A 19,844-nucleotide genomic window follows, 5' to 3' on the forward strand; every position below is an offset into this window, starting at 1 on the left:
TGCATTGACCTGGAACAGTATTGCGACGTGTAGGCTTTTGTAAGCAAGAGAGCCCCATCGCACTCCCTGTTCTAGGCTAGCTGTGTGTCGAGGTGGAATGCGTCACGCCTTGTCCAGGAGGGACATGGCCGAAGTCCAACAACGCACTCCCCGTGCCTTCGCATGCCTCGAGACGTTGACTCTTCTGCAGCCAAGAGGTACGTCATGGAGCTTGATCCCGTACTGCTGTCGCGTATTCAGTTCGCCTTCGTCGTCTCGTTTCACGCCATCTTTCCGGTCTTCACCATCGGTCTGGCGTCCTACATCACCTTGCTGCATGCGCTGTTCTACAAGACGCGCAATCCGGCATGGGACCGGCTGGCCTATCTGTGGACCAAGGTGTTCGCCGTCGCCTTCGGCATGGGGGTGGTGTCGGGCATCGTGATGTCCTTCCAGTTCGGCACCAACTGGAGCAACTTCTCCCAGGCCAGTGCCAACTTCATCGGGCCGCTGCTCAGCTACGAGGTGGTCACCGCCTTCTTCCTCGAAGCCGCCTTCCTCGGCGTGCTGCTGTTCGGCCGGGGACGGGTGCCGCCGGGGGTGCACCTGTTCGCTGCTGCCATGGTGGCGCTGGGCACCTTCATCTCGACCTTCTGGATCCTGGCGGCCAACAGCTGGATGCACACGCCGGCGGGGGTCGAGTTCACCGACGGTGTGTTCCGTGTCACCTCGTGGTTCGAGGCGATCTTCAACCCCTCGTTCCCGTATCGCTTCGCCCACATGGCCATGGCCTCGTTCATCACCGGCGGCTTCGTCGTGGCCGGGGTCAGCGCCTGGTACCTGCTGATCGGGCGCGACGTGGAGGCCAACCGCAAGGCGCTGTCGATGTGCATGTGGCTGCTGCTGGTGCTGACGCCGACCCAGGCCTTCGTCGGCGACCTGCACGGTCTCAACACCCTGGAGTACCAGCCGACCAAGCTGGCGGCCATGGAGGGCAACTGGGAAACCAAGGAGGGCGCTCCCTTCCTGGTGTTCGCCTGGCCCGACCAGGCGGCCCAGCAGAACCGCTTCGAGATCGGTATCCCCTATGCGGCCAGCCTGATCCTGACCCATGAGCTGTATGGCGAGGTGCCCGGGATACTCGAGGCGCCGCCCGAGGAGCAGCCGCCTGTCGCCTTGGTGTTCTGGTCCTTCCGGGTGATGATCGGCATCGGTTTCCTGATGATCGCCGTGTCGTTGGTGGGGCTCTATTTGCGCCGCGGCGGCAGGCTCTACCATTCGCGGCGCTACCTGCAGACCCTGCGGTTGATGTCCGTCACGCCCTTCATTGCCGTTCTGGCCGGCTGGATCACCACCGAGTCGGGCCGTGCGCCGTGGCTGGTCTACGAGTTCATGACCCATGCTGAAGGGGTAACGCCTTCGCTCACCGGTGGCATGGCGCTGTTCACGCTGATCGGCTACATCACCGTCTACGGCATCATCTTCTACGCCGGCACTTACTACCTGACGCGAGTGATTCGCTACGGCATGGAGCCGAAGGAAGAGGAGAAGATGGTCGACGACTTCGAGACGCCCAAGCGGCCCTGGTCGGCCACCCACACGCCCTTCGACGACAATCCCGCCAAGGGGGAGAGCTGAACCATGGAAATGTTCGATCTGTCCTTGATCTGGGCGCTCATCATCGGTTTCGGCATCATGATGTACGTGCTGATGGATGGCTTCGACCTGGGGCTCGGTATCCTGTTTCCGTTCGCCCCGGACGAAGATGCCCGCGACGTGATGATGAACACGGTGGCACCGGTGTGGGACGGCAACGAGACCTGGCTGGTGCTGGGTGGGGCCGGTTTCCTGGCCGCCTTCCCGCTGGTTTACACGGTATTCCTGCCGGCGCTCTACATCGGCGTGTTCCTGATGGTGGCCGGCCTGGTGTTCCGCGGGGTGGCCTTCGAGCTGCGCTTCAAGTCGCGCCGCGAGCGGCGCGGGCGGCGGCTGTGGAACCTGGCCTTCAGCGGCGGCTCGGCGGTGGCGGCCTTTGCTCAGGGCGCCGTGGTGGGCACCTACATTCAGGGCTTCGAGACCCAGAATGGGGTCTTCGTCGGCGGCGCCTTCGACTGGCTGACGCCGTTCACGGTACTCACCGGCATCGGCATCATGATCGGCTACGCGCTGCTGGGCACCACCTGGCTGATCCTCAAGTCGGAGGGCTACATCCAGGCGTGGGCCTACAAGCTCACGCCGCCGCTGCTGCTGGCGGTGCTGGTGATCTTCGGCATCATCAGTATCTGGACGCCGCTGGTCAACGAGGTGGTGTGGGAACGCTGGTTCGGCCACATCCAGGTGATCTGGATCCTGCCGGCGCTGACGCTGCTGTGCATGTACGGCGTGTATTGGGCGGTACAGCGCCAGCGCGAGCTGCTGCCGTTCATGGCCACCCTGGGCATGTTCTTCTTCACCTACCTGGGGCTGATCGTCAGCAAGTGGCCCTGGCTGGTGCCGCCCAACTACACCATCTGGGACGCCGCCTCGGCGCCCGAGTCGCAGCTGTTCCTGCTGCTCGGCGTGCTGTTCGTGCTGCCCTTCGTGCTGGGCTACACCTTCTGGTCCTACTGGGTATTCCGCGGCAAGGTGCGGGCCGGCGAGGGCTATCACTGAGTTGATGAAGCGCGACACTCAACCTTCGCCGCGACGCTGGCTGGCCGCTCATGCGGCCGGCCAGCGCGGGTGGCTGATGCTGGCTGCGCTGGCGGGTATCGCCGCCGGTGCGCTGACCGTCGCCCAGATGGCATTGCTGGCGTGGATCGTCAGCCGCCTGCTGGTGGATGGCGCGCCGTTGGCCTCGCTCACCCCGGCCTTCCTGCTGCTGGTGGCGGTGCTGGTGGCCCGCGCCCTGTGCCAGTGGGGGCAGGAGCTGAGCGGTCAGCTGGCCAGCCTGCGCATTCGCCACGCGGTGCGCGCCGAGCTGCTCGACCACCTCGCCGCGATGGGGCCGGTTCGCGCCGGTGCCCGCCATTCCGCGGGGCTGGCCAACCAACTGGTCGAGCAGGTCGAGGCGCTGGACGGCTACTTCGCCCGCTTTCTGCCCCAGCTGAGGCTGTGCGTGGCCATTCCGCTGCTGATCCTGGTGGTGGTGGTGTCGCTCGACTGGCTGGCGGCGCTGTTCCTGCTGCTCGCTGCACCGCTGATTCCGCTGTTCATGGCCCTGGTGGGCATGGGGGCGGAGCGCCTCAATCGCGACCAGTTCGTTGCCGTGAGCCGGCTCTCGGGGCACTTTCTCGACCGCGTGCGCGGCATCGCCACGCTGCAGCTCTTCGGCCGTACGCGCGAGGCCGCTACCGAGGTGCACGCGGCGGCGGATGAGTATCGCCGACTCAGCATGCGTACCCTGCGGGTGGCCTTTCTCTCCTCGGCGGTGCTCGAATTCTTCGCTTCGGTGGCCATCGCCGTGGTGGCCATCTACGTCGGCTTCGGCCTGCTGGGCTACATCGAGTTCGGCCCGGCCGAGGAGCTCACCCTGTTCAGCGGTCTGCTCGTGCTGCTGCTGGCGCCGGAATTCTTCCAGCCGCTGCGCACCCTGGCCCAGCACTATCACGACCGGGCCGCAGCCCTGGGCGCCGCCGACGGCATGCTGGCCCTGCTGGGTGAGCCGGTGCGGCCCACGCATGCAACGACTTCACCGCCGCCAGCGCCGGAGCGCTGCGTGGCGCTGGCGGCGGTGACACTCACCCACCCGGGGCGGGGGCAGGTACTGGGACCGCTGGATGTGGTCGTCGAAAGAGGCGACACCCTGGTGGTCAGCGGACCGTCGGGGGCCGGCAAGTCGGCGCTGCTGCAGCTGCTGGCGGGCTTCGTGGCACCGGCCTCGGGACAGCGCCTTGCAGCGCCCGACCTCAAGATCGCCTGGATGGATCAGCGGCCGCTGTTGATTCATGGCAGCCTGGCCGAAAACCTGCGTCTGGCGGCCCCGCAAGCCAGCGACGCCGAGCTCGAGCGCGCCCTGGCGCACGCCGAGCTGGCCGAGCTGGTGGCGGCGCTGCCGCAGGGCATCCATACGCCGCTGGGCGAGCGGGGCTCGGGGCTTTCCGGGGGCCAGGCGCAGCGCCTGGCGCTGGCGCGGGTGTTTCTCTCCGATGCCGAGCTGGTGCTGCTCGACGAGCCCACCGCCAGCCTCGACGAAGCGACCGAAGCGCGCGTCATCGAATCGCTGCGCCGGCTGGGGGAGGAAGGCAGAACGCTGGTCATCGCCACCCACCATCCCGCACTGATGGCCATGGCGAGCCGTCGCCTGGCCTTGCACGAAGGGCGGGAACAGGTGCTGGAGGCGGGAGGTTGAGCATGTCGGATCGCTCGTTGCGCGCTACCTTCGCCCCCTGGCTGCGCCTGCTGGCCCAGCGCCGCACACGGCTCGCCATCGGCGTGCTGCTGTTGATCGTCACGGTATTCTCGGCGGTGGGGCTGCTGACCCTGTCGGGCTGGTTCATCGCCGCCAGCGCGCTGGCCGGCATGGCGCTGGCCCTGGGCATGGCCGTGGCGTTCGACGTCTACGTGCCGGGCGCAGGGATACGCTTCTTCGCCGTCAGCCGCACCGTGGCCCGCTACGGCGAGCGGCTCTACAACCACGACACCGTGCTGCGGCTGCTCGCCGACCTGCGCCATCGTCTGTTCACGGCCATGGCTCGGCTCGACGACCGCAGCCTGGCGCGCCAGCGCGCCAGCGACTGGCTCAACCGCCTGACCGCCGACATCGACACCCTGGACGGTCTCTATCTGCGCCTGCTGGCGCCACCGGCGGTGGCACTGGCCGCCATCACGCTGCTGTCTGGTTTTCTTGCCCTTTGGGTACCCATGGTTGGGCTGACCGTGGCGGCGCTGCTGGTGCCCACCTGGGCGTGGCTGACGGCCGGGCAGGCGTGGCTGGGCATGGCGTCGAGCAAGCGACAGGTGGCGCATCTTCAGCGCCTGCGCAGCCAGGCCATCGAGCATCTCACCGGCCTGGCGGAGCTCGAGGCCTACCGCAGCCGGGAGTGGCACCGGCAGAACTTCTTCCAGCGCGAGGCGAGGCTGTCCCAGGATCAGCGGCATCTGGCCGGCGTGGCGGGCCTGGGTGTCGCCCTGGTCAACCTGATGGTCGGGCTGGGTATGGTGGCGGCGCTGTGGCTGGCGGCGGCGGCCTGGCAGCAGGGCGCCATTTCAGGCGCCGTGATGGTGATGATGCCGATTGCAGTGTTGGCCCTCGGCGAGGTGCTGGCGCTGCTGCCCGCCGCCTTCACCCAACTGGGGGCGAGTCGTGGCGCGGCCGAGCGCCTCAACGAGGTGGAAGAGGCGGGGCAGGCTACGCTCAGCGCTGGCCATGCGCAGCTTCCCACAGGGGCCTTGAGCGTGCGGCTGCGCGAAATAGTCCTGCACTATCCAGGCGCCCTGGCGCCGGCCCTGCAGGATCTCGATCTTGTCGTAGCGCCCGGCCAGCGCCTGGCCCTTACCGGTGCCTCGGGAGCGGGCAAGAGCAGCGTGGCGGCGCTGCTGACCCGGAGGATGCCGCCTAGCCAGGGGGAAATCCTGCTGGGCGACATTCCCCTGGGCGAGGTCGACGAGGCATCGCTGCGCGAGCGGGTGGCCATTCTCGGCCAGCGTATCGACCTGTTCCAGGACAGCCTGGCGAGCAACCTGCGGCTAGCGGCGCCGGAGGCCGCCGACGCGCAGCTGTGGCAGGCGCTGGCGTGGGTCGAGCTTGCCGACTGGGCCGAGGCCCTGCCGCATGGCCTGGCCACCCCGGTGGGCGAGGGTGGGCGAGCGCTCTCCGGTGGTCAGGCGCGGCGGCTGGCCTTGGCGCGGCTGTGGCTGCGCGACCCCGGCCTGGTGATTCTCGACGAACCCTTCGCCGGCCTGGACGCCGGCACCGTCGCGCGACTCTCGCCGCGACTCGATGCGTGGCTCACCGGGCGCAGTGTGCTCTACCTGGTGCACCAACTGGATGGTGGCGCCTTCGATCCCCCGGGTATCAATTTTGTACAGCGGCTTCCGGCAAGGCTTGTCTGAAAAGTCGGTGAGCGAAGACCAGACAAGGCAAAAATCGGCAAAAAGACGGAGTTTACGGGGTGTAAATGAGTACTTTGAGCCGATTTTTAACGCTGTATGGTCGAGCGCAACCAGTTTTCGGACAAAGCCTGATTGACCGTTTGCGCAAATCAGGTATATCCATCAGGATGATGAAATAAAGGCGACGAGGTGCATCATGCGAGACTTCCTCAAGCGGCTGCCCAAGGCCGAGCTCCATCTGCATATCGAAGGCTCGCTGGAGCCCGAACTGATGTTCGCCCTGGCCCGGCGCAACGGGGTCGAACTGCCCTACGACTCGGTGGAAGCGGTACGCGCGGCCTACGACTTCCAGGACCTCTCCTCGTTTCTCGAGCTCTACTACCAGGGCATGAGCGTGCTCAAGCGCAGCGAGGACTTCCACGACCTGGCCATGGACTATTTCCGCCGTGCCCATGCCGAAGGGGTGATCCACGTGGAGATGCACTTCGATCCTCAGGCCCACCTGGCCCGGGGTATCGAGCTCGAGGTGGTGATGGAGGGCTTGAGCCTCGCCCAGCGCGAAGCCGAACGCGAGCTGGGCATGTCCACCGCACTGATCATGGCGTTTCTGCGTGACCGGCCAGCCGACGAGGCGATGCGGGTGCTGGAGAGCGCCGCCCCTTACTGGGAAATGCTCGATGCGGTGGGCCTCGACAGCGCCGAGCGGGGCCACCCGCCCTCCAAGTTCGTCGAGGTGTTCCAGCGTGCCAAGATGCTCGGCATCCCGCGGGTCGCCCATGCCGGTGAGGAGGGGCCGCCGGAATACATTCGCGAGGCCCTCGACCTGCTCGACGTGTGTCGCATCGATCACGGGGTGCGCTGCCTGGAGGATCCGGCGCTGGTGACTCGGCTGCGCGACGAGGGGGTGGTGCTGACGGTGTGCCCGCTCTCCAACGTGCGACTCAAGGTGGTGGAGCGCATCGAGGACCATCCCTTGCCCCAGTTGCTCGAAGCCGGCCTGCGCATCACCCTGAACTCGGACGACCCGGCCTACTTCGGCGGCGGCATGCTGGACAACTTCATGGCCTGTCACGATGCCTTCGGCTGGTCGAAGGAGACCTTCGTGCAGCTGGCCGGCACCGCCATCGAATCCGCCTTCATGAGCGACAAGCGTCGCCTGGAACTGCACCGGCATCTGGCCGAGAGCGTCTGAACGTTACATGAAGAGCTGAACATAAAAGAGCTCCCCCGGCCTGGGCCGGGGGAGCTCTTGTACTCTTTTTTATAGTTCCCTTGCTTCAATCCCTGCGACTGGGCCGTGCCTTACGGCAGCGCCGGTTCCGTCTTACGGCAGAGCCGGTTCCGTTTTACGGCAGAGCCGGTACTTCGAACTCAGGCATCTTGCCGGTCAGGGTGTGCAGGAAGGCGGTGATGTCGGCAATCATCTCGTCCTCGAACTCGCGGTTCAGCATCTCGCGACCCATGATGGCCACGGCTTCCTCGAGGGTTTCGGTGGCGCCGTTGTTCATGTACGGGTAGGTCACGCCGACGTTGCGCAGGGTCGGGGTGCGGAACTTGTACATGTCGGCCTCGTCGCCGGTCACGTCGAAGCGACCCACGTCGGTGGAGCCGGGCACCTGAATCGCCCAGAAGTTGCTGTCGGTCAGCGCCGGGCCGCTGTGGCAGGCGATACAGCCGGTATCGACGAAGGCCTGCATGCCGCGCTTCTCCTGATCGTTGATCGCGTTCATGTCGCCGCGCAGGTAACGGTCGAAGGGCGAGTTCGGCGTGTTCAGGGTGCGCTGGAAGCTGGCCAGTGCCTGGGCCAGGTTGTCCTTGTTGATCGGGTTGTCGTCACCGGGGAAGGCCTCGGCGAACTTCTCCTGATAGAGTTCGAACTCTTCCAGACGCTCCAGGGCAGCGTCGAGATCCATGGCCATTTCGATATCGGCCTGGATCGGACCCAGCGCCTGGCCTTCCAGGTCGGGCTCGCGACCATCCCAGAACTGGGCGCCGAGGAAGCCGGAGTTGAGCACCGTGGGTGTGTTGCGTTCGCCGATCTGGCCGTCGTGGCCGGTGGCGCGCGGAATGCGATCGCTCCAGCCCAGCGCCGGGTTGTGACAGGTAGCACAGCTGATCACGCCGCTGGACGAGATGCGCGGCTCGAAGAACAGCATGTTGCCCAGTTCCACCTTCTCCTCGGTCAGCGAGTTGTGAGCCGGAATCGGCGGCAGGTGGGGCAGCGGTTCGAAGCGGTCACGGTAGTCGCCGAGGCCGTCGTCGGCGGCCACGCCGGTTGCCGCCAACGCGGCGCTCAGCGACACTGCGGCGGCGATGAGTGCCGGCCTGGCGAGAGCAGTATGAATCATGGCGAATCCCCTTGGTTGCAAGCTAGAGACGGTTGTAGCCTGAAATGCAACATCAGGTTACGGTTGGCTCTTGAGCGGTATCAACCAAGTGAAAAGGTCGGAATGGACGCCTCATTGAGGTGGGTCAAGTTTTCTTCACTCCCGTGATGCGTCCAGTGACAAACGCTTGTTTCACAGGCGAAGCTGTGGTCTCTTCGGTCGCCTTCGGGAGGATCCGAGATGAGCCGTTACCGCTACCCATCGATACCGGAATCGCAAGTGACGCCCCGCGAACTGTTCGAGTCGCGGCGTCGCTTTCTCAACACGGGCCTCGCCCTGGGCGCCGCTGCCGTTGCCCCCGGCCTGCTCTGGCCGCGCTCGTCCCACGCATGGCAGGGCGTTCTCGAAGCACGCCTCGATACACAGCTGCCCAGCCATGACCTGGCCGGCGGCGAAGCGCCGACCTCGCTGCGCGACATCACCACCTACAACAACTTCTACGAGTTCGGCACCGGCAAGCGCGACCCCGAGACCTTCGCACACCGGCTCGTCACCGACCCCTGGTCGCTGACCATCGAAGGGGCGGTGGACAAGGCGGGCACCTTCGCCCTCGAGGACGTACTCAAGCATCAGGAGCTGGAGGAACGCATCTACCGCCTGCGCTGCGTCGAGGCGTGGTCGAAGGTGGTGCCCTGGATCGGCTTTCCGCTGTCAAACCTGCTCAAACGCCATGAGCCGACCTCGCGCGCCCGCTACGTGGTGTTCGAATCGATTCACGACCCCGACAACCTGCGCGGCCAGCGCCGCAGCGTGCTCGACTGGCCCTACCGCGAAGTGCTGCGCATCGACGAGGCCATGCATCCGCTGACCCTGCTGGCAGTGGGCCTGTACGGCGAGATCCTGCCCAACCAGAGCGGCGCGCCCATTCGCCTGGTGGTGCCGTGGAAGTACGGCTTCAAGAGCATCAAGTCGATCGTGCGCATTTCATTGGTGGAGGAGCGCCCGCCGAGCTCCTGGGAGGAGCGCAACCCCGAGGAGTACGGCTTCTATGCCAACGTCAATCCTCAGGTGGATCATCCGCGCTGGTCCCAGGCGCGGGAGCGCAGGATCGGCGAGAGCGGTAGGCGCGAAACGCTGATGTTCAACGGCTACGCCGATGAGGTGGCGCACCTCTACGCCGGCATGGACCTGCAGCGACACTATTGAGTAAAGCGCCAGCCACTCAGGGAGTCATGTCAGCGTGGATCGACGCACCGCTATCAACCTGTTTCGCCTGCTGGTGCTGGTGGGCTGCAGTGCGCCGGCCGCCTGGCTTGGCTGGCAGTGGTTCTTCGGCGATCTGGGCGCCGTGCCCGGCGAGGCAGTGGTGCACTTCACTGGCAAGACGGGGCTGATCCTGCTGCTGCTGACCATCGCCTTCAGCCCGGCGTTTCGCTTCACCGGCTGGGTCGGTTTCATGGCCGCCCGGCGTCAGATCGGTCTGTGGGCGTTCTTCTGGCTGGTAGCCCACATGCTGGCCTGGATGGGGCTGGATCAATACTGGGACTGGCCGTGGATTCGCCGCGAAATGGTCGAGCTGCCCTACATTCGTTACGGCGTGGCCGCGCTGCTGCTGCTGGTACCGCTGGCTGTAACTTCCTTCGCACGTGTGCGAAAGGCCATGGGCTGGACGGCCTGGCACTGGCTGCACCGCCTGATCTACGTGGCCGCGGCGCTGGGGGTGACGCATCTGTGGATCCTGACCCGCGCCGACTACCTGCTACCGATGCTATTTGCCGCCACTCTGGCGGCACTGGTGCTCTTCCGGCTCATCGACGCCGCCATCCGTCGTCAATGAAGCGGGCCGGCTTTCGCCGGCCCACTTCCTCTCAATGGGTTGTCACTAACATCACCACGCTAAGTGCTGCCGATACCCACATCGCCGGCTTGATGTCGTAAAGCTTGCCGGTGGCCAGCTTGATCAACACGAAGCTCAGGAAACCGAAAGCGATGCCCAGGGTGATCGAGTAGGTCAGCGGCATCAGGATGATCGCCAGGAAGGCCGGGAACGCCTGCTCGAACTGCGACCAGTCGATCTTGCTCACCGGTGCCAGCATGAACAGCCCGACCAGCACCAAGGCCGGCGCCGTGGCGATACCGGGCACCAGCGACAGCAGCGGCGAGAGGAACAGGAAGGGCAGGAACAGGAAGGCGATGGTGACCGCCACCAAGCCGGTACGACCGCCCTGAGCCACGCCGGCACCGGACTCGATGAAGGTCTGCGCCGCGCTGGTGCCCAGCGGTGCGGCGATCATCGAGGCGAAGGCGTCCACGGTCATGGAGCGCTTGAGGTTACGCGGATTGCCGTCCTTGTCCTTGAGATCGGCGGATTCCGAAAGCGCCATGAAGCACGACAGCGCATCGAAGAAATTGGTGAACAGCATGACGAAGATGAACGGCAGGTAGGCGACCTTGAGCGCACCCCAGATATCCACCTGCATCACCGCGCTGAAGTCGGGCCAGGCGGCGATACCGCTCCACTCCACCACCACGTCGCCGCCCCACAGGCGCCCCATCGGCGTGGCCAGCAGGGTGGTCAGCGCAATGCCCAGGATCAGCGCGCCGTTGAAGCGCATGATCACCAGAATGGCGGTGGCCATCATGCCGATGAAGAAGGTGATCAGCGAGGCGTCCATGCTGCCCAGGGTGACCAGGGTCGCATCGCTGCCGACGATGAAACCGGCGTTCTTGAAACCGATGAAGGTGATGAACAAGCCGATGCCGCAGGTGATGGCATAGCGCAGCGAAGGCGGAATCGCATTGATGATCGCCTCGCGCACGTTGAACATTGCCAGGGTGGCGAACAGCACGCCGGACCAGAACACACAGCCCAGTGCCACCTCCCAGGAAAGCCCGGCGCCCTGCACCAGGGTGTAGGTGAACAGCGCGTTCATGCCCATGCCCGGCGCCACCAGAATCGGGTTGCGGGCATACAGGCCCATGGCCAGGCTGCTCATGAAACTGATCAGCACGGTGGCGGAGAGCGCGGCGGAGAAGGGAATGCCGGCATGGGAGAGGATCGCCGGGTTGACCACGATGATGTACATCGAAGCCAGGAAGGTGGCGATGCCCGCCAGAATCTCGGTACGTACGCTGGAGCCACGACGGCTTGCGCCGAAATAGCTGTCCAGCCAGCTGCTTCCTTGCCCCGTGGCTCGCGCGGAGGGGCGTCCATCTGCCTTGTCGGCTAGGGAGGAGGTCGGTTCCATATCTGTGTCCGTTGTTGTTGGATTGGCGTTGTCGAATCAGCGTTGTTGGGTGCCGCAGCGACAGGCTTGACCGTTTGGTCAGGCTTGTTCGGCTACAGCCTAGAAGATATTTGACCGATTGGACAGGTGGCTTGCGACTAACGTCGTAGAGGCGTGCGCAAGGAGGTCGGGATAGGGGATGAGACGAGAGAGGAGAGGGCCAAGGCTCGCCTAGGCGTTGCCCTCAACGTTTCGCTTGGTTACGGTAAGGAAAAAAGCCGCAGAAGATGGCTTACATGATCAAGAAGTACACAGGGATGCCGCACTAAGGATGATGGGAATCGTCATCCATTCTGCCAGCAGGGCGGTAGCGTCCCTGGAGTTTGCGGCTCTGCTGTACGCTATATCCCCTCGACGGCCTCTGGCTGGACGCAGTCTTGGGCTATGTTGCTTTTTCATTGTGGTTTCGCCTCCATTACAAAGTCACGCGTGTTGGCGGCGCTAGCTGTTGAGGAGAAAGTACAGCGTGGATTGGCCTCATTGCCTGATAAATCCAGAAGCATTATCTAGGCTGTTCAATTCCATCGAAGGGTTGGGTTCGCTCAATGTTTTCGAGGTCAGTCTCAAGAGAGATGGGCCGGTTGTTGCACTTCGAGCAGACCTTCCTCGCTTCCCTGAACATCCTTCGAGGCGCTGGCCGCCCGAGGCGAACCGGGTTCAGGTGTGGATCGAGTTCATTGGAGTCGAGGCACTTTCGCTGACTGGTTTCGACAAGGATAATTCGGGTAATTTGGAGGTTGCGCCTATGCAGGCTGGCTATTCCTTCATGTTGCGTGGTCCCGCTATAGTCCTCAGCGGACAGTGCGAATGCATACGCATTGCTGGCGTAAGTGCGTATATCGACGAGGAAACAGTTAACAACGGCATGGAGCGGACACGCTGATGCGCGCCCCTCAGCTTTGACTTTAGGTTGCGAAATGGGACCATTCCGAGACGGATGGACAGAGCAAGATGTTGATGCTGTAGTCGCTAGAGGCATCCCGGAAGAGCTGCTATATGTGCCAATCGTCATAACTATGGACCCGCCCGATTGTGCGTGGGCCGAAAGCATTTGTCTTACATTGGCTGAGCACCCGCATTTCAACGTTCGCGGCAACGCAATTCTTGGCTTCGGTCACCTTGCGCGTACCTGCCGACGCCTTGACCTGGCAGCAGTTGCGCCAGTCGTTGCAGCAGCGCTTCATGATGAGCATGAATATGTACGCGGACACGCAGAGGATGCAGCGGGCGATATCCTGCGCTACCTTCGCGTACACATTCCTGGTTACGTCTCGTCGGGCGCAACCTAACGATTCACTCATGCCGAACCCGCTTCGCGGCGCGGTTTAGCTCCGGCGTTAGGCAGTTAATGAGTTTCGACGTGTATTTACAGAGCTTCTCCCACGGCGATCCGGTTGGGATTCCATGTGACGCAATCCGAGAGACCTTCGGCGACGCGTTGTCTGAGACCGAAGCCGATTGGTGGCGGCTTTCTTTCAGCCCGGATGTCTCCTGTGACCTATCGCTCTCCGCACTCGACGATGATCCTCAAAGCATTCACAGCATCATAGTCGAGCGGCCCTGCCACGATCATCGCCTATGGGATGGACTCGCTCACCTTCTAGGCAAGGGGTCATCTGTGATCTACTTCCCTGGGTGTTCTGGTCCATTGGTGGCTGATATTGCAGTGGTCGCACATATACCACGGGATATGCTGGATACTCTGGGACAGCCGCTGTTGGTCAAAAGCGGTCAAGACATCCTTCAACATGTCGTCACCGCCTAACAATTCATTCAAGCCGACGCCGCTTTGCTGCGCGGCTTAATTCAGGCGTTGGGCGGGATTGGGCCTGGAGGGACTTTAAGTGAAGGAACTCATTGAGTTGGAGCGGCAGGGTTGGGCTGCACTTTCCACCGAAGGTGATGCTGCGAGGAACTTCTACGCTTCTGTTCTTCGCGAGGATGCAGTGATGCTCTTTCCTGGCGGCCTTCTGCTGGAAGGAAAGGAGCGCATCCTCCAGTCGATTGGTCCGCAGCCTTGGCAGACATTCCAGATTGAAGAGGTGGGGGTCGTCACGCTGGCTGCCGATGCGGCAACCCTAGTCTATAGGGTGAGCGCTCAGCGGAAGGGCAGCGAGCCGTATGTGGCGCTGATCAGCAGCACATATGTGCGCGAAGCAGGATGGAAGCTGGCGGTTCATCAGCACACACCTCTATAACCGGGAGCCCAACAGGGTGCTCGAGCCGCGGCATCAAGCTGGCACGGCTCAGCTTCAACGTTAGCCGTTAAAAGAGGAGGGCTACATGTCCATCGAGCTATGGCTTGCCTTCGTTGCCGCGTCTGCGGTGCTTCTCATCATCCCTGGCCCGACCATCCTTACGGTCATAAGCTACTCCATGACGCATGGCCGGCGTGCGAACGTGCCGCTCGTCACTGCCGTTGCACTCGGCGACTCAACGGCCTTGGTGGTGTCTCTTCTAGGATTAGGTGCACTCCTGGCAACCTCGGCTTTCTGGTTTACGGTCGTCAAATGGGCCGGCGGGCTGTACTTGCTTTACCTCGGTATCAAACTCCTTCGCGCTGGCATTTCTACCGCCGAGCTGTCTGCACCAGCCGCGCCAGGATCTCGTTGGAAGCTGTTCGCGAACACCTACCTGGTCACCGCGCTCAATCCGAAGGGCATTGTCTTCTTCGTTGCCTTTCTGCCGCAGTTCATCAATCCAAGCTCGGCTGTCACGCAACAGCTTTGGATTCTTGCAGTCACGTTCGTCGGCATGGCTGCGCTCAACGCAACGCTGTATGCGGTATTTGCTGGCTCGGCGCGAAAGTTGCTGTCCTCGCCACGGGCGCAACGGCGCTTCAACCTGGCAGGTGGTTCGCTGCTGTCAGCAGCGGGTGTGTGGGCTCTCCTCGCAAAGCGTCCTGCTTGAAGGCGGCTCACCCACCCATCGAGTGGACGCCTGTGGAACGAGGCGGAATTTCCGGTTCAGCTCACCGAGATTGAGGTGAATGGCAGCTCGATTTGGTCGATAGGAAGCGGTTTGCAGAAGTAATAGCCCTGGAACACGTGACAGCCCGCCTCGACGAGCCAGCCGAGCTGGTGGGCGCTTTCCACCCCTTCGGCCACCACCTCGAGCTGCAGGGATACTCCCATGGCGATGATGGTTCGCACGATGGCCATGTCATCACCGCTCAGCAGCAGATCGTTGACGAAGCTCTGGTCGATCTTGATTTGATCCAGCGGTAGCTGTTTGAGGTACTGCAGCGAAGAGTAGCCGGTGCCGAAGTCGTCCAGGGCGAACCGGATGCCGAGACGCTTCAAGCGCCGCATCTTGTCGATTCCGGCCTCGACGTCGTCTAGCAGGCTGCTCTCCGTCAGCTCCAGTTTCAAGCGGTGGGGATCGGCGCCAGTGGCGGTGAGTACCCGCTGGATACGCTCGACGAAATCCGGTTCCTTGAACTGTCGGGCGCTGACGTTCACGGCCAGGGTCAGATGTGCCGTAACCGCTTGCTGCTGCCAGGCCACAAGTTGCCGACAGGCCTGTTCGAGAACCCAATCGCCGAGGGGTACGATCAGGCCACTCTCTTCGGCCAGCGGGATGAACTCCGCCGGCGACACCATGCCGCGAGATGGGTGCTGCCAGCGGATCAGCGCCTCGGCCCCCAGCGGCCGATGGGCGGCGTCGTACTGAAGCTGATAGACGAGGCGGAACTCGCCACGCTGCAGGGCCAAGCGCAGATCGCGCCTGGTTTCGTTACGCGCTTCCATGAGGGCCTGGGTGGCATCGTCATGGAAGCAAATGGTGTTACGACCGGCAACCTTGGCATGGTGACAGGCGGCATCTGCCAGTTTGAACAGGGTCTCGACATCGCTCGAGCCGTCGAACATCGCCACGCCCTGGCTTGCCGAGAGGAAGTGCTGAATCCCGTCGATGGAGTAGGGCTCGGCCACGACGATCCGGATTCGGTCGGCCAGCTCTTCCGCCAGATTGGCCGCCTTGTCCGGCTGCTTGGGCAGGGAGTCGATGATGAGGAGAAACTCATCGCCGCCCAGCCGCCCTACCATACACCCCTCCTGCTGGAAGGTGCGCAGTCGCTGGGCAACCTCGCGCAGCAAGCGGTCGCCGGTACGATGCCCGTAGCTGTCGTTGATCTGCTGGAAGAGATCGAGATCCAGGTAGATCAGCGCCCCATGCTGGCCGTTGCGCTGACACAACATCAATGAATGCGCCAGGTGCTCGCTCATCATGCGCCAGTTGGGCAGTTCCGTCAGGCCATCGAAGTGGGCCAACTGGTGGGCCTTGCGTTCGGCCACCAGTCGACGTGCCTCGCTTTCACGCAGCCGCAGCACCGCCAGGGCAAGCTGCTGCAACTGGCCCCGCCCCAGTTCGGCAAGGCGCTGAACTCGCGGCAGCTCGGGAACCTCCCGGTGGGGATGGGAAAGCGCGAGCAACCCTTCGGCGATGATCAGCAGGTGACGATTCAGGATCCGGGCGGAGTAAAAGGCGGCGACCAGCATCAGTGCCAGGATCGCCCCGCCAAACAGTAGCAGTGTGTTGAAGTGCCCAAGAGTGTCCTGATAGGCATCGCTGGTGCGCTCGCCGCTGCGCTGCGCCAGCTTGGACGAAAGGTGCCCCGTGAGCATGGAGAAGCGCAGGAATTCATGCTGTGCCTCGTCCAGGTAATGTCGGGCCCGGGTGGCATCCACGGTGGCGATGTCGCCGGCCATGATGATGAAGCGCCGATAGCCCTCGAAGGCCTCGCGCAAATGTTGGGCACTGCCGTGGTTCAAATCGATCATCAGCGGCGTTTCGGTCAACGTCTGTATCTGGCCAGCCAAGATGGCAAGCTCGTTGACGAAGCTCGAATGCAGCCGATAGCTGGCAAGCGCCGACAGCTCGCCCCGGTCGGCCTGCTGCAGCATGTCCACTACGCCCTGATGTAGCTCGCCCAGGCTCTGGGTGTAGTTGGCGGCCTGCAGCAGAGCGGCCATGTCCGCCGACTGAATGGCTTGGTCCTGAGTCATCCTTTCCTTGAGCACCTGCACCGCGGCAAGACCGAACAGCAGGGCAGGGATCAGCACCACCAGAGTGGGCAGAAGAAAGATCCAGATGAGCGGTCGGTTCGACTTCATGGGCAACCTTACGGTGCTTGGGAGGCCAGCGTTGGCCACAGCTCCGGTGGAATGCTGGCACGGTAGAGATAACCCGCCTCACCGAGCGGCGAGAAGATCACCAGGGTGCCTTCGGCTGGGAAGTAATCCATCAAGTCGGCCAGGTTGGGGCCATGGGCTACGATCATGCGGTTGACGCTGCCTTCGACCGGCAGTGAGAGAGCCTTGCCGGTATGCTCGATGACCGGCCGCTTCTCGTCGTCCGTCATCGCGGCGGTATAGCGCAGCAGCTCATCGATCTGCTGGGGCTTGTTCGGGAACAGGATCCGAGCGGTTTCCTGCGTTCGGCAGAAGGGCGAGACGAGAACGGGATCCTCGATGGGCCAGGCGTGCCGCGCCATGTGCTCGGCGACAGTGGCCATGAGTTCACGCCCCGCGTCGCTCAGGGGGCGCTGGGTAGCACAGTCGTCGAAGTCGACCGGTACCCGGTCAGGAAGGCTCGTGTCCGTCGGACCATGGCGCATGTAGAACACATAGCCGCCCTGGTGGAGGGAAGCCAACAGCTCGGCGCTGGGCTCGACCGCTACGTGCTCATCCGCCCACGCCAGCAGGCTGGCGAGACACAGCAGGCACGCCAACGGCAGGCGGGAATAGGGCAACGGCTGTCGAAGCAAAGTGGGCAGAGGGAGCACGGACGACCCTGGTTATCGTTTGTAATGATGCAATATGCCATGAGAAATCTAGTACTCACTAGCCACCTTAGGTATAGGCAACGAAACTTTTGATCTAGGTCAAGGTGGCGAGAGGGTGCGCTCGCGCCAATTGTGCTGCCTTGGTGTCGTGCCTTGGTGTCGTGCCTTGGTTGGCGTTGCCCTCAACGTTTCTCTCGGTTACGTTGAGAAAAAAGCCGCAGAAGATGGCTTACGTAACCAAGACGTACTCAGGGATGCCGCATTAGGGATGATGGGACCGTCATCCATTCTGCCAGCAGGGCGGTAGCGTCCCTGGAATTCTCGGCTCAACCCAGCGGGCTACGTGTTCCGCGCCTAGGCAAAGCCCTTGGTCAGCACCTGCGTTACGTAGCGGCTCTTCTCGGTCCGGTCGCTGTCGCACTTCAAACGAAGTGCTTCGCCTGCTGAGCTTGGGATCAGGTGTGTGCATTTATTATATTTCTTTTATTTAAATAAGAAACTGCGCATATAATATGCTGGTTCTGACAAATTGAGCATGCGCGCGAATTCTACATAGGTGGCCGAGCTATAGTTAGGTGCTAGAAAAAAATCAACGATTTGGAAGAATAGGCGCGCGACAGATAACATTGTTGAACGCGCAGGGTATTCATCCGATATTAGGATGCGCAGTCCAATCACTGTTAGATTGAGGAAACAATGACATACCCTGCATATGAAGAAGTCGAGCTTCCCCTATTAAAGCTCCTTTTCGAGCGCGGAGGCGACTCGCGCCAAATGCGAGCAAAAGATACCTACGAGCCGCTGGCTGACCACTTTGAGCTGAGCACTAATGAGCGTGTGCAAACAAGAGATGAGTTGTTTGGTGATGGAAGGGATGAGCCCGTCTGGAATAACCGAGTCCAGTGGGCTCGCCGTAAATTGAATGAGTATGGCTACCTAGCAGACTCGCAACGTGGGTACTGGAAGCTTTCTGAAAAGGGAGCGGAAAAAGCCAAGGGCTTGGTTACGGGAAAACTGGCTCACATCGTATACCCAGATGAGGTGTCTGATGAGCTTCAGGAAGGAGCAAAGAAGAGGGTGACTGTAAACACCTATGAGCGGAGCCCTGAAGCGCGCCAAAAGTGTATAGATCACCACGGATATAAATGCGCAGTTTGCAGATTCGAATTCTTTGCGGAGTATGGGGATAGGGGGCGTCATTTTATTCATGTCCATCACATTGTGCCTATTGCGTCTATCGGTGAATCTTATGTTATCGATCCAATTAAGGATCTGAGGCCTATCTGTCCAAATTGCCATGCAATGATTCACCGCACTGATCCTCCGTGCTCAATTGAAGAGCTGAAGCAGCTTAGAACGAAAATCTAACAGTCGGCTGCACAGCGACCGATTTTCCGCCGTTTCGCGGCTCCAAACCGGCGCGTGAGCCGGGCGTTGGCTGAAAGGAGTTACACATTGCATGCCAATTTTTGAACTGTTCTCAAAGCGACAAAAAAAGTTGAGGGGAGAAGTCCCGGATGTATATCAATATGAAAGCCTTGAACAGAGTTTTCGAGTTCAGGTTGTCCATATAATTCGTGACACTATTGGTGTTGAGCAGAGCTATAATAATGCTACGAATGGGGTTTACAGAGAAATTCATAGGGTGCTTTGTAAAGAGTATGGCGTGTTCTCTTTGAAGGAATACACAAACTCAAATTTTGAAGCAGTGTTTGAATACTTTCTAAATGAAAAAAACTATGAAAAATGTCTCGACATCATTGAGCTTGCGTTTCGTATTATTGATACACATGTGCGTGAGCGAGAGTGGGACTTTCGCAATGCAGCAGGTGCATCCCAAAAGCCGGATGATGCAATTTCCGAGTTGAATTCGAGGTTTAAAGAGTCAGGGATCGGTTACCAGTTCGAGTCTGGAGAGCTAATCAGAGTTGATTCGCAATTTATACATTCTGAGGTTGTTAAGCCGGTGCTGCGCTTGCTAGGTAAAAATATAAAGTATGCGGGCGCAAATGATGAGTTCTTATCTGCGCATGAACACTATCGCCATAAACGATATAAAGAGTGTCTAAATGACTGCCTGAAATCATTTGAAAGCTTGATGAAGGCTATCCACGAAAAGCATTCGTGGTCTTTTAATAAAGACGATACTGCGAAGAAATTAATTAATAGTTGTCTTGCTAATGGGTTGGTGCCCGAGTATTTACAAAACCAGTTTTCCTCTGTTCGAACTCTGCTTGAAAGCGGCATTCCAACGGTGCGAAATAAAGAGGGTGGTCACGGGCAGGGAGCTGAAGTTACATCGGTTCCAGAGCATTTAGCTAGTTATACCCTACACCTCACAGCTACTAATCTATTATTCTTGGCACAGTGTGAAGAAAAGTACAGCTAACAATGCGCTGCTGCCGGCCAAATTTTCCACTGCACTCAAAATTT

The 19,844-nt window shown here is 61.5% G+C and carries 16 protein-coding genes; 12 read left to right on the top strand and 4 right to left on the bottom strand.

Translation table 11 applies throughout. The features are described from left to right. Positions 1–204: 204 nt before the first annotated feature. The 5 genes from C4S71_RS00615 (at position 205) to C4S71_RS00635 (ending at position 7,204) form a co-directional block, all read left to right on the top strand. The gene (locus tag C4S71_RS00615; RefSeq protein WP_103967854.1) at positions 205–1,617 is read left to right on the top strand and encodes a cytochrome ubiquinol oxidase subunit I; all 1,413 of its coding nucleotides are present in this window, start codon (positions 205–207) and stop codon (positions 1,615–1,617) included. 3 nt (positions 1,618–1,620) lie between these two features. Beyond that, on the top strand, positions 1,621–2,631 hold the full coding sequence (gene cydB, locus C4S71_RS00620; protein ID WP_086511705.1) for a cytochrome d ubiquinol oxidase subunit II: 1,011 nt from the start codon (positions 1,621–1,623) through the stop codon (positions 2,629–2,631). Positions 2,632–2,635: 4 nt separating this feature from the next. Next, complete coding sequence (gene cydD / locus C4S71_RS00625) at positions 2,636–4,309, top strand: thiol reductant ABC exporter subunit CydD (RefSeq protein ID WP_103967855.1); 1,674 nt, start codon at positions 2,636–2,638, stop codon at positions 4,307–4,309. Between the two features lie 2 nt (positions 4,310–4,311). Beyond that, the gene (cydC, locus tag C4S71_RS00630; protein ID WP_103967856.1) at positions 4,312–6,012 is read left to right on the top strand and encodes a thiol reductant ABC exporter subunit CydC; all 1,701 of its coding nucleotides are present in this window, start codon (positions 4,312–4,314) and stop codon (positions 6,010–6,012) included. 196 nt (positions 6,013–6,208) lie between these two features. Next, on the top strand, positions 6,209–7,204 hold the full coding sequence (locus C4S71_RS00635) for an adenosine deaminase (RefSeq protein ID WP_103967857.1): 996 nt from the start codon (positions 6,209–6,211) through the stop codon (positions 7,202–7,204). 154 nt (positions 7,205–7,358) lie between these two features. Here the strand turns inward: C4S71_RS00635 and C4S71_RS00640 are convergent, their stop codons facing one another. After that, entirely contained in the window at positions 7,359–8,360 is a 1,002-nt protein-coding gene (locus tag C4S71_RS00640) for a cytochrome-c peroxidase (protein ID WP_103967858.1), read from the bottom strand. A gap of 219 nt (positions 8,361–8,579) precedes the next feature. Here C4S71_RS00640 and msrP point away from each other — a divergent pair, with 219 nt between their 5' ends. Both msrP and C4S71_RS00650 read left to right on the top strand, forming a co-directional pair. Continuing rightward, positions 8,580–9,545 carry a protein-methionine-sulfoxide reductase catalytic subunit MsrP gene (gene msrP, locus C4S71_RS00645; protein WP_103967859.1) on the top strand — a complete coding sequence of 322 codons (966 nt, stop codon included), beginning with the start codon at positions 8,580–8,582 and terminating at the stop codon, positions 9,543–9,545. A gap of 34 nt (positions 9,546–9,579) precedes the next feature. After that, on the top strand, positions 9,580–10,176 hold the full coding sequence (locus C4S71_RS00650; RefSeq protein WP_103967860.1) for a protein-methionine-sulfoxide reductase heme-binding subunit MsrQ: 597 nt from the start codon (positions 9,580–9,582) through the stop codon (positions 10,174–10,176). Between the two features lie 31 nt (positions 10,177–10,207). Here the strand turns inward: C4S71_RS00650 and C4S71_RS00655 are convergent, their stop codons facing one another. After that, a complete protein-coding gene (locus tag C4S71_RS00655; protein WP_086511698.1) occupies positions 10,208–11,587 on the bottom strand; it encodes an NCS2 family permease in 1,380 nt (459 codons plus the stop codon). Positions 11,588–12,092: 505 nt separating this feature from the next. On the opposite strand from C4S71_RS00655, the gene C4S71_RS00660 reads away from it, so the two are divergent. The 3 genes from C4S71_RS00660 (at position 12,093) to C4S71_RS00675 (ending at position 14,536) form a co-directional block, all read left to right on the top strand. Further along, complete coding sequence (locus C4S71_RS00660) at positions 12,093–12,509, top strand: Imm50 family immunity protein (RefSeq protein ID WP_160113338.1); 417 nt, start codon at positions 12,093–12,095, stop codon at positions 12,507–12,509. Between the two features lie 961 nt (positions 12,510–13,470). Then, positions 13,471–13,824: a nuclear transport factor 2 family protein gene (locus C4S71_RS00670; protein WP_103967863.1), complete on the top strand. Its 354-nt coding sequence runs from the start codon at positions 13,471–13,473 to the stop codon at positions 13,822–13,824. 85 nt (positions 13,825–13,909) lie between these two features. Next, on the top strand, positions 13,910–14,536 hold the full coding sequence (locus tag C4S71_RS00675; RefSeq protein ID WP_103967864.1) for a LysE family translocator: 627 nt from the start codon (positions 13,910–13,912) through the stop codon (positions 14,534–14,536). Positions 14,537–14,592: 56 nt separating this feature from the next. Here the strand turns inward: C4S71_RS00675 and C4S71_RS00680 are convergent, their stop codons facing one another. Together C4S71_RS00680 and C4S71_RS00685 are read right to left on the bottom strand one after the other, a co-directional pair. Further along, positions 14,593–16,740, bottom strand: a complete 2,148-nt coding sequence (locus C4S71_RS00680) for a putative bifunctional diguanylate cyclase/phosphodiesterase (protein ID WP_103967865.1) — start codon at positions 16,738–16,740, stop codon at positions 14,593–14,595. Between the two features lie 8 nt (positions 16,741–16,748). Further along, on the bottom strand, positions 16,749–17,378 hold the full coding sequence (locus C4S71_RS00685) for a histidine phosphatase family protein (RefSeq protein ID WP_103967866.1): 630 nt from the start codon (positions 17,376–17,378) through the stop codon (positions 16,749–16,751). 729 nt (positions 17,379–18,107) lie between these two features. Here C4S71_RS00685 and C4S71_RS00690 point away from each other — a divergent pair. Next, positions 18,108–18,779 (top strand): winged helix-turn-helix domain-containing protein, encoded by a 672-nt coding sequence (locus tag C4S71_RS00690; protein WP_103967867.1) that lies wholly within the window; start codon positions 18,108–18,110, stop codon positions 18,777–18,779. 91 nt (positions 18,780–18,870) lie between these two features. After that, the gene (locus C4S71_RS00695; protein WP_103967868.1) at positions 18,871–19,800 is read left to right on the top strand and encodes an STM4504/CBY_0614 family protein; all 930 of its coding nucleotides are present in this window, start codon (positions 18,871–18,873) and stop codon (positions 19,798–19,800) included. Positions 19,801–19,844 lie beyond the last annotated feature (44 nt).

The organism is Billgrantia desiderata (assembly GCF_900108215.1).
GTDB lineage: Bacteria > Pseudomonadota > Gammaproteobacteria > Pseudomonadales > Halomonadaceae > Halomonas > Halomonas desiderata.

Excerpts from the sequence above, each read along its gene's own strand:
- C4S71_RS00615 (WP_103967854.1), top strand. The coding sequence starts at position 205 with ATGGAGCTTGATCCCGTACTGCTGTCGCGTATTCAGTTCGCCTTCGTC.
- cydB (WP_086511705.1), top strand. The coding sequence starts at position 1,621 with ATGGAAATGTTCGATCTGTCCTTGATCTGGGCGCTCATCATCGGTTTC.
- cydD (WP_103967855.1), top strand. The coding sequence starts at position 2,636 with ATGAAGCGCGACACTCAACCTTCGCCGCGACGCTGGCTGGCCGCTCAT.
- cydC (WP_103967856.1), top strand. The coding sequence starts at position 4,312 with ATGTCGGATCGCTCGTTGCGCGCTACCTTCGCCCCCTGGCTGCGCCTG.
- C4S71_RS00635 (WP_103967857.1), top strand. The coding sequence starts at position 6,209 with ATGCGAGACTTCCTCAAGCGGCTGCCCAAGGCCGAGCTCCATCTGCAT.
- C4S71_RS00640 (WP_103967858.1), bottom strand. The coding sequence starts at position 8,360 with ATGATTCATACTGCTCTCGCCAGGCCGGCACTCATCGCCGCCGCAGTG.
- msrP (WP_103967859.1), top strand. The coding sequence starts at position 8,580 with ATGAGCCGTTACCGCTACCCATCGATACCGGAATCGCAAGTGACGCCC.
- C4S71_RS00655 (WP_086511698.1), bottom strand. The coding sequence starts at position 11,587 with ATGGAACCGACCTCCTCCCTAGCCGACAAGGCAGATGGACGCCCCTCC.
- C4S71_RS00675 (WP_103967864.1), top strand. The coding sequence starts at position 13,910 with ATGTCCATCGAGCTATGGCTTGCCTTCGTTGCCGCGTCTGCGGTGCTT.
- C4S71_RS00680 (WP_103967865.1), bottom strand. The coding sequence starts at position 16,740 with ATGAAGTCGAACCGACCGCTCATCTGGATCTTTCTTCTGCCCACTCTG.
- C4S71_RS00690 (WP_103967867.1), top strand. The coding sequence starts at position 18,108 with ATGACATACCCTGCATATGAAGAAGTCGAGCTTCCCCTATTAAAGCTC.
- C4S71_RS00695 (WP_103967868.1), top strand. The coding sequence starts at position 18,871 with ATGCCAATTTTTGAACTGTTCTCAAAGCGACAAAAAAAGTTGAGGGGA.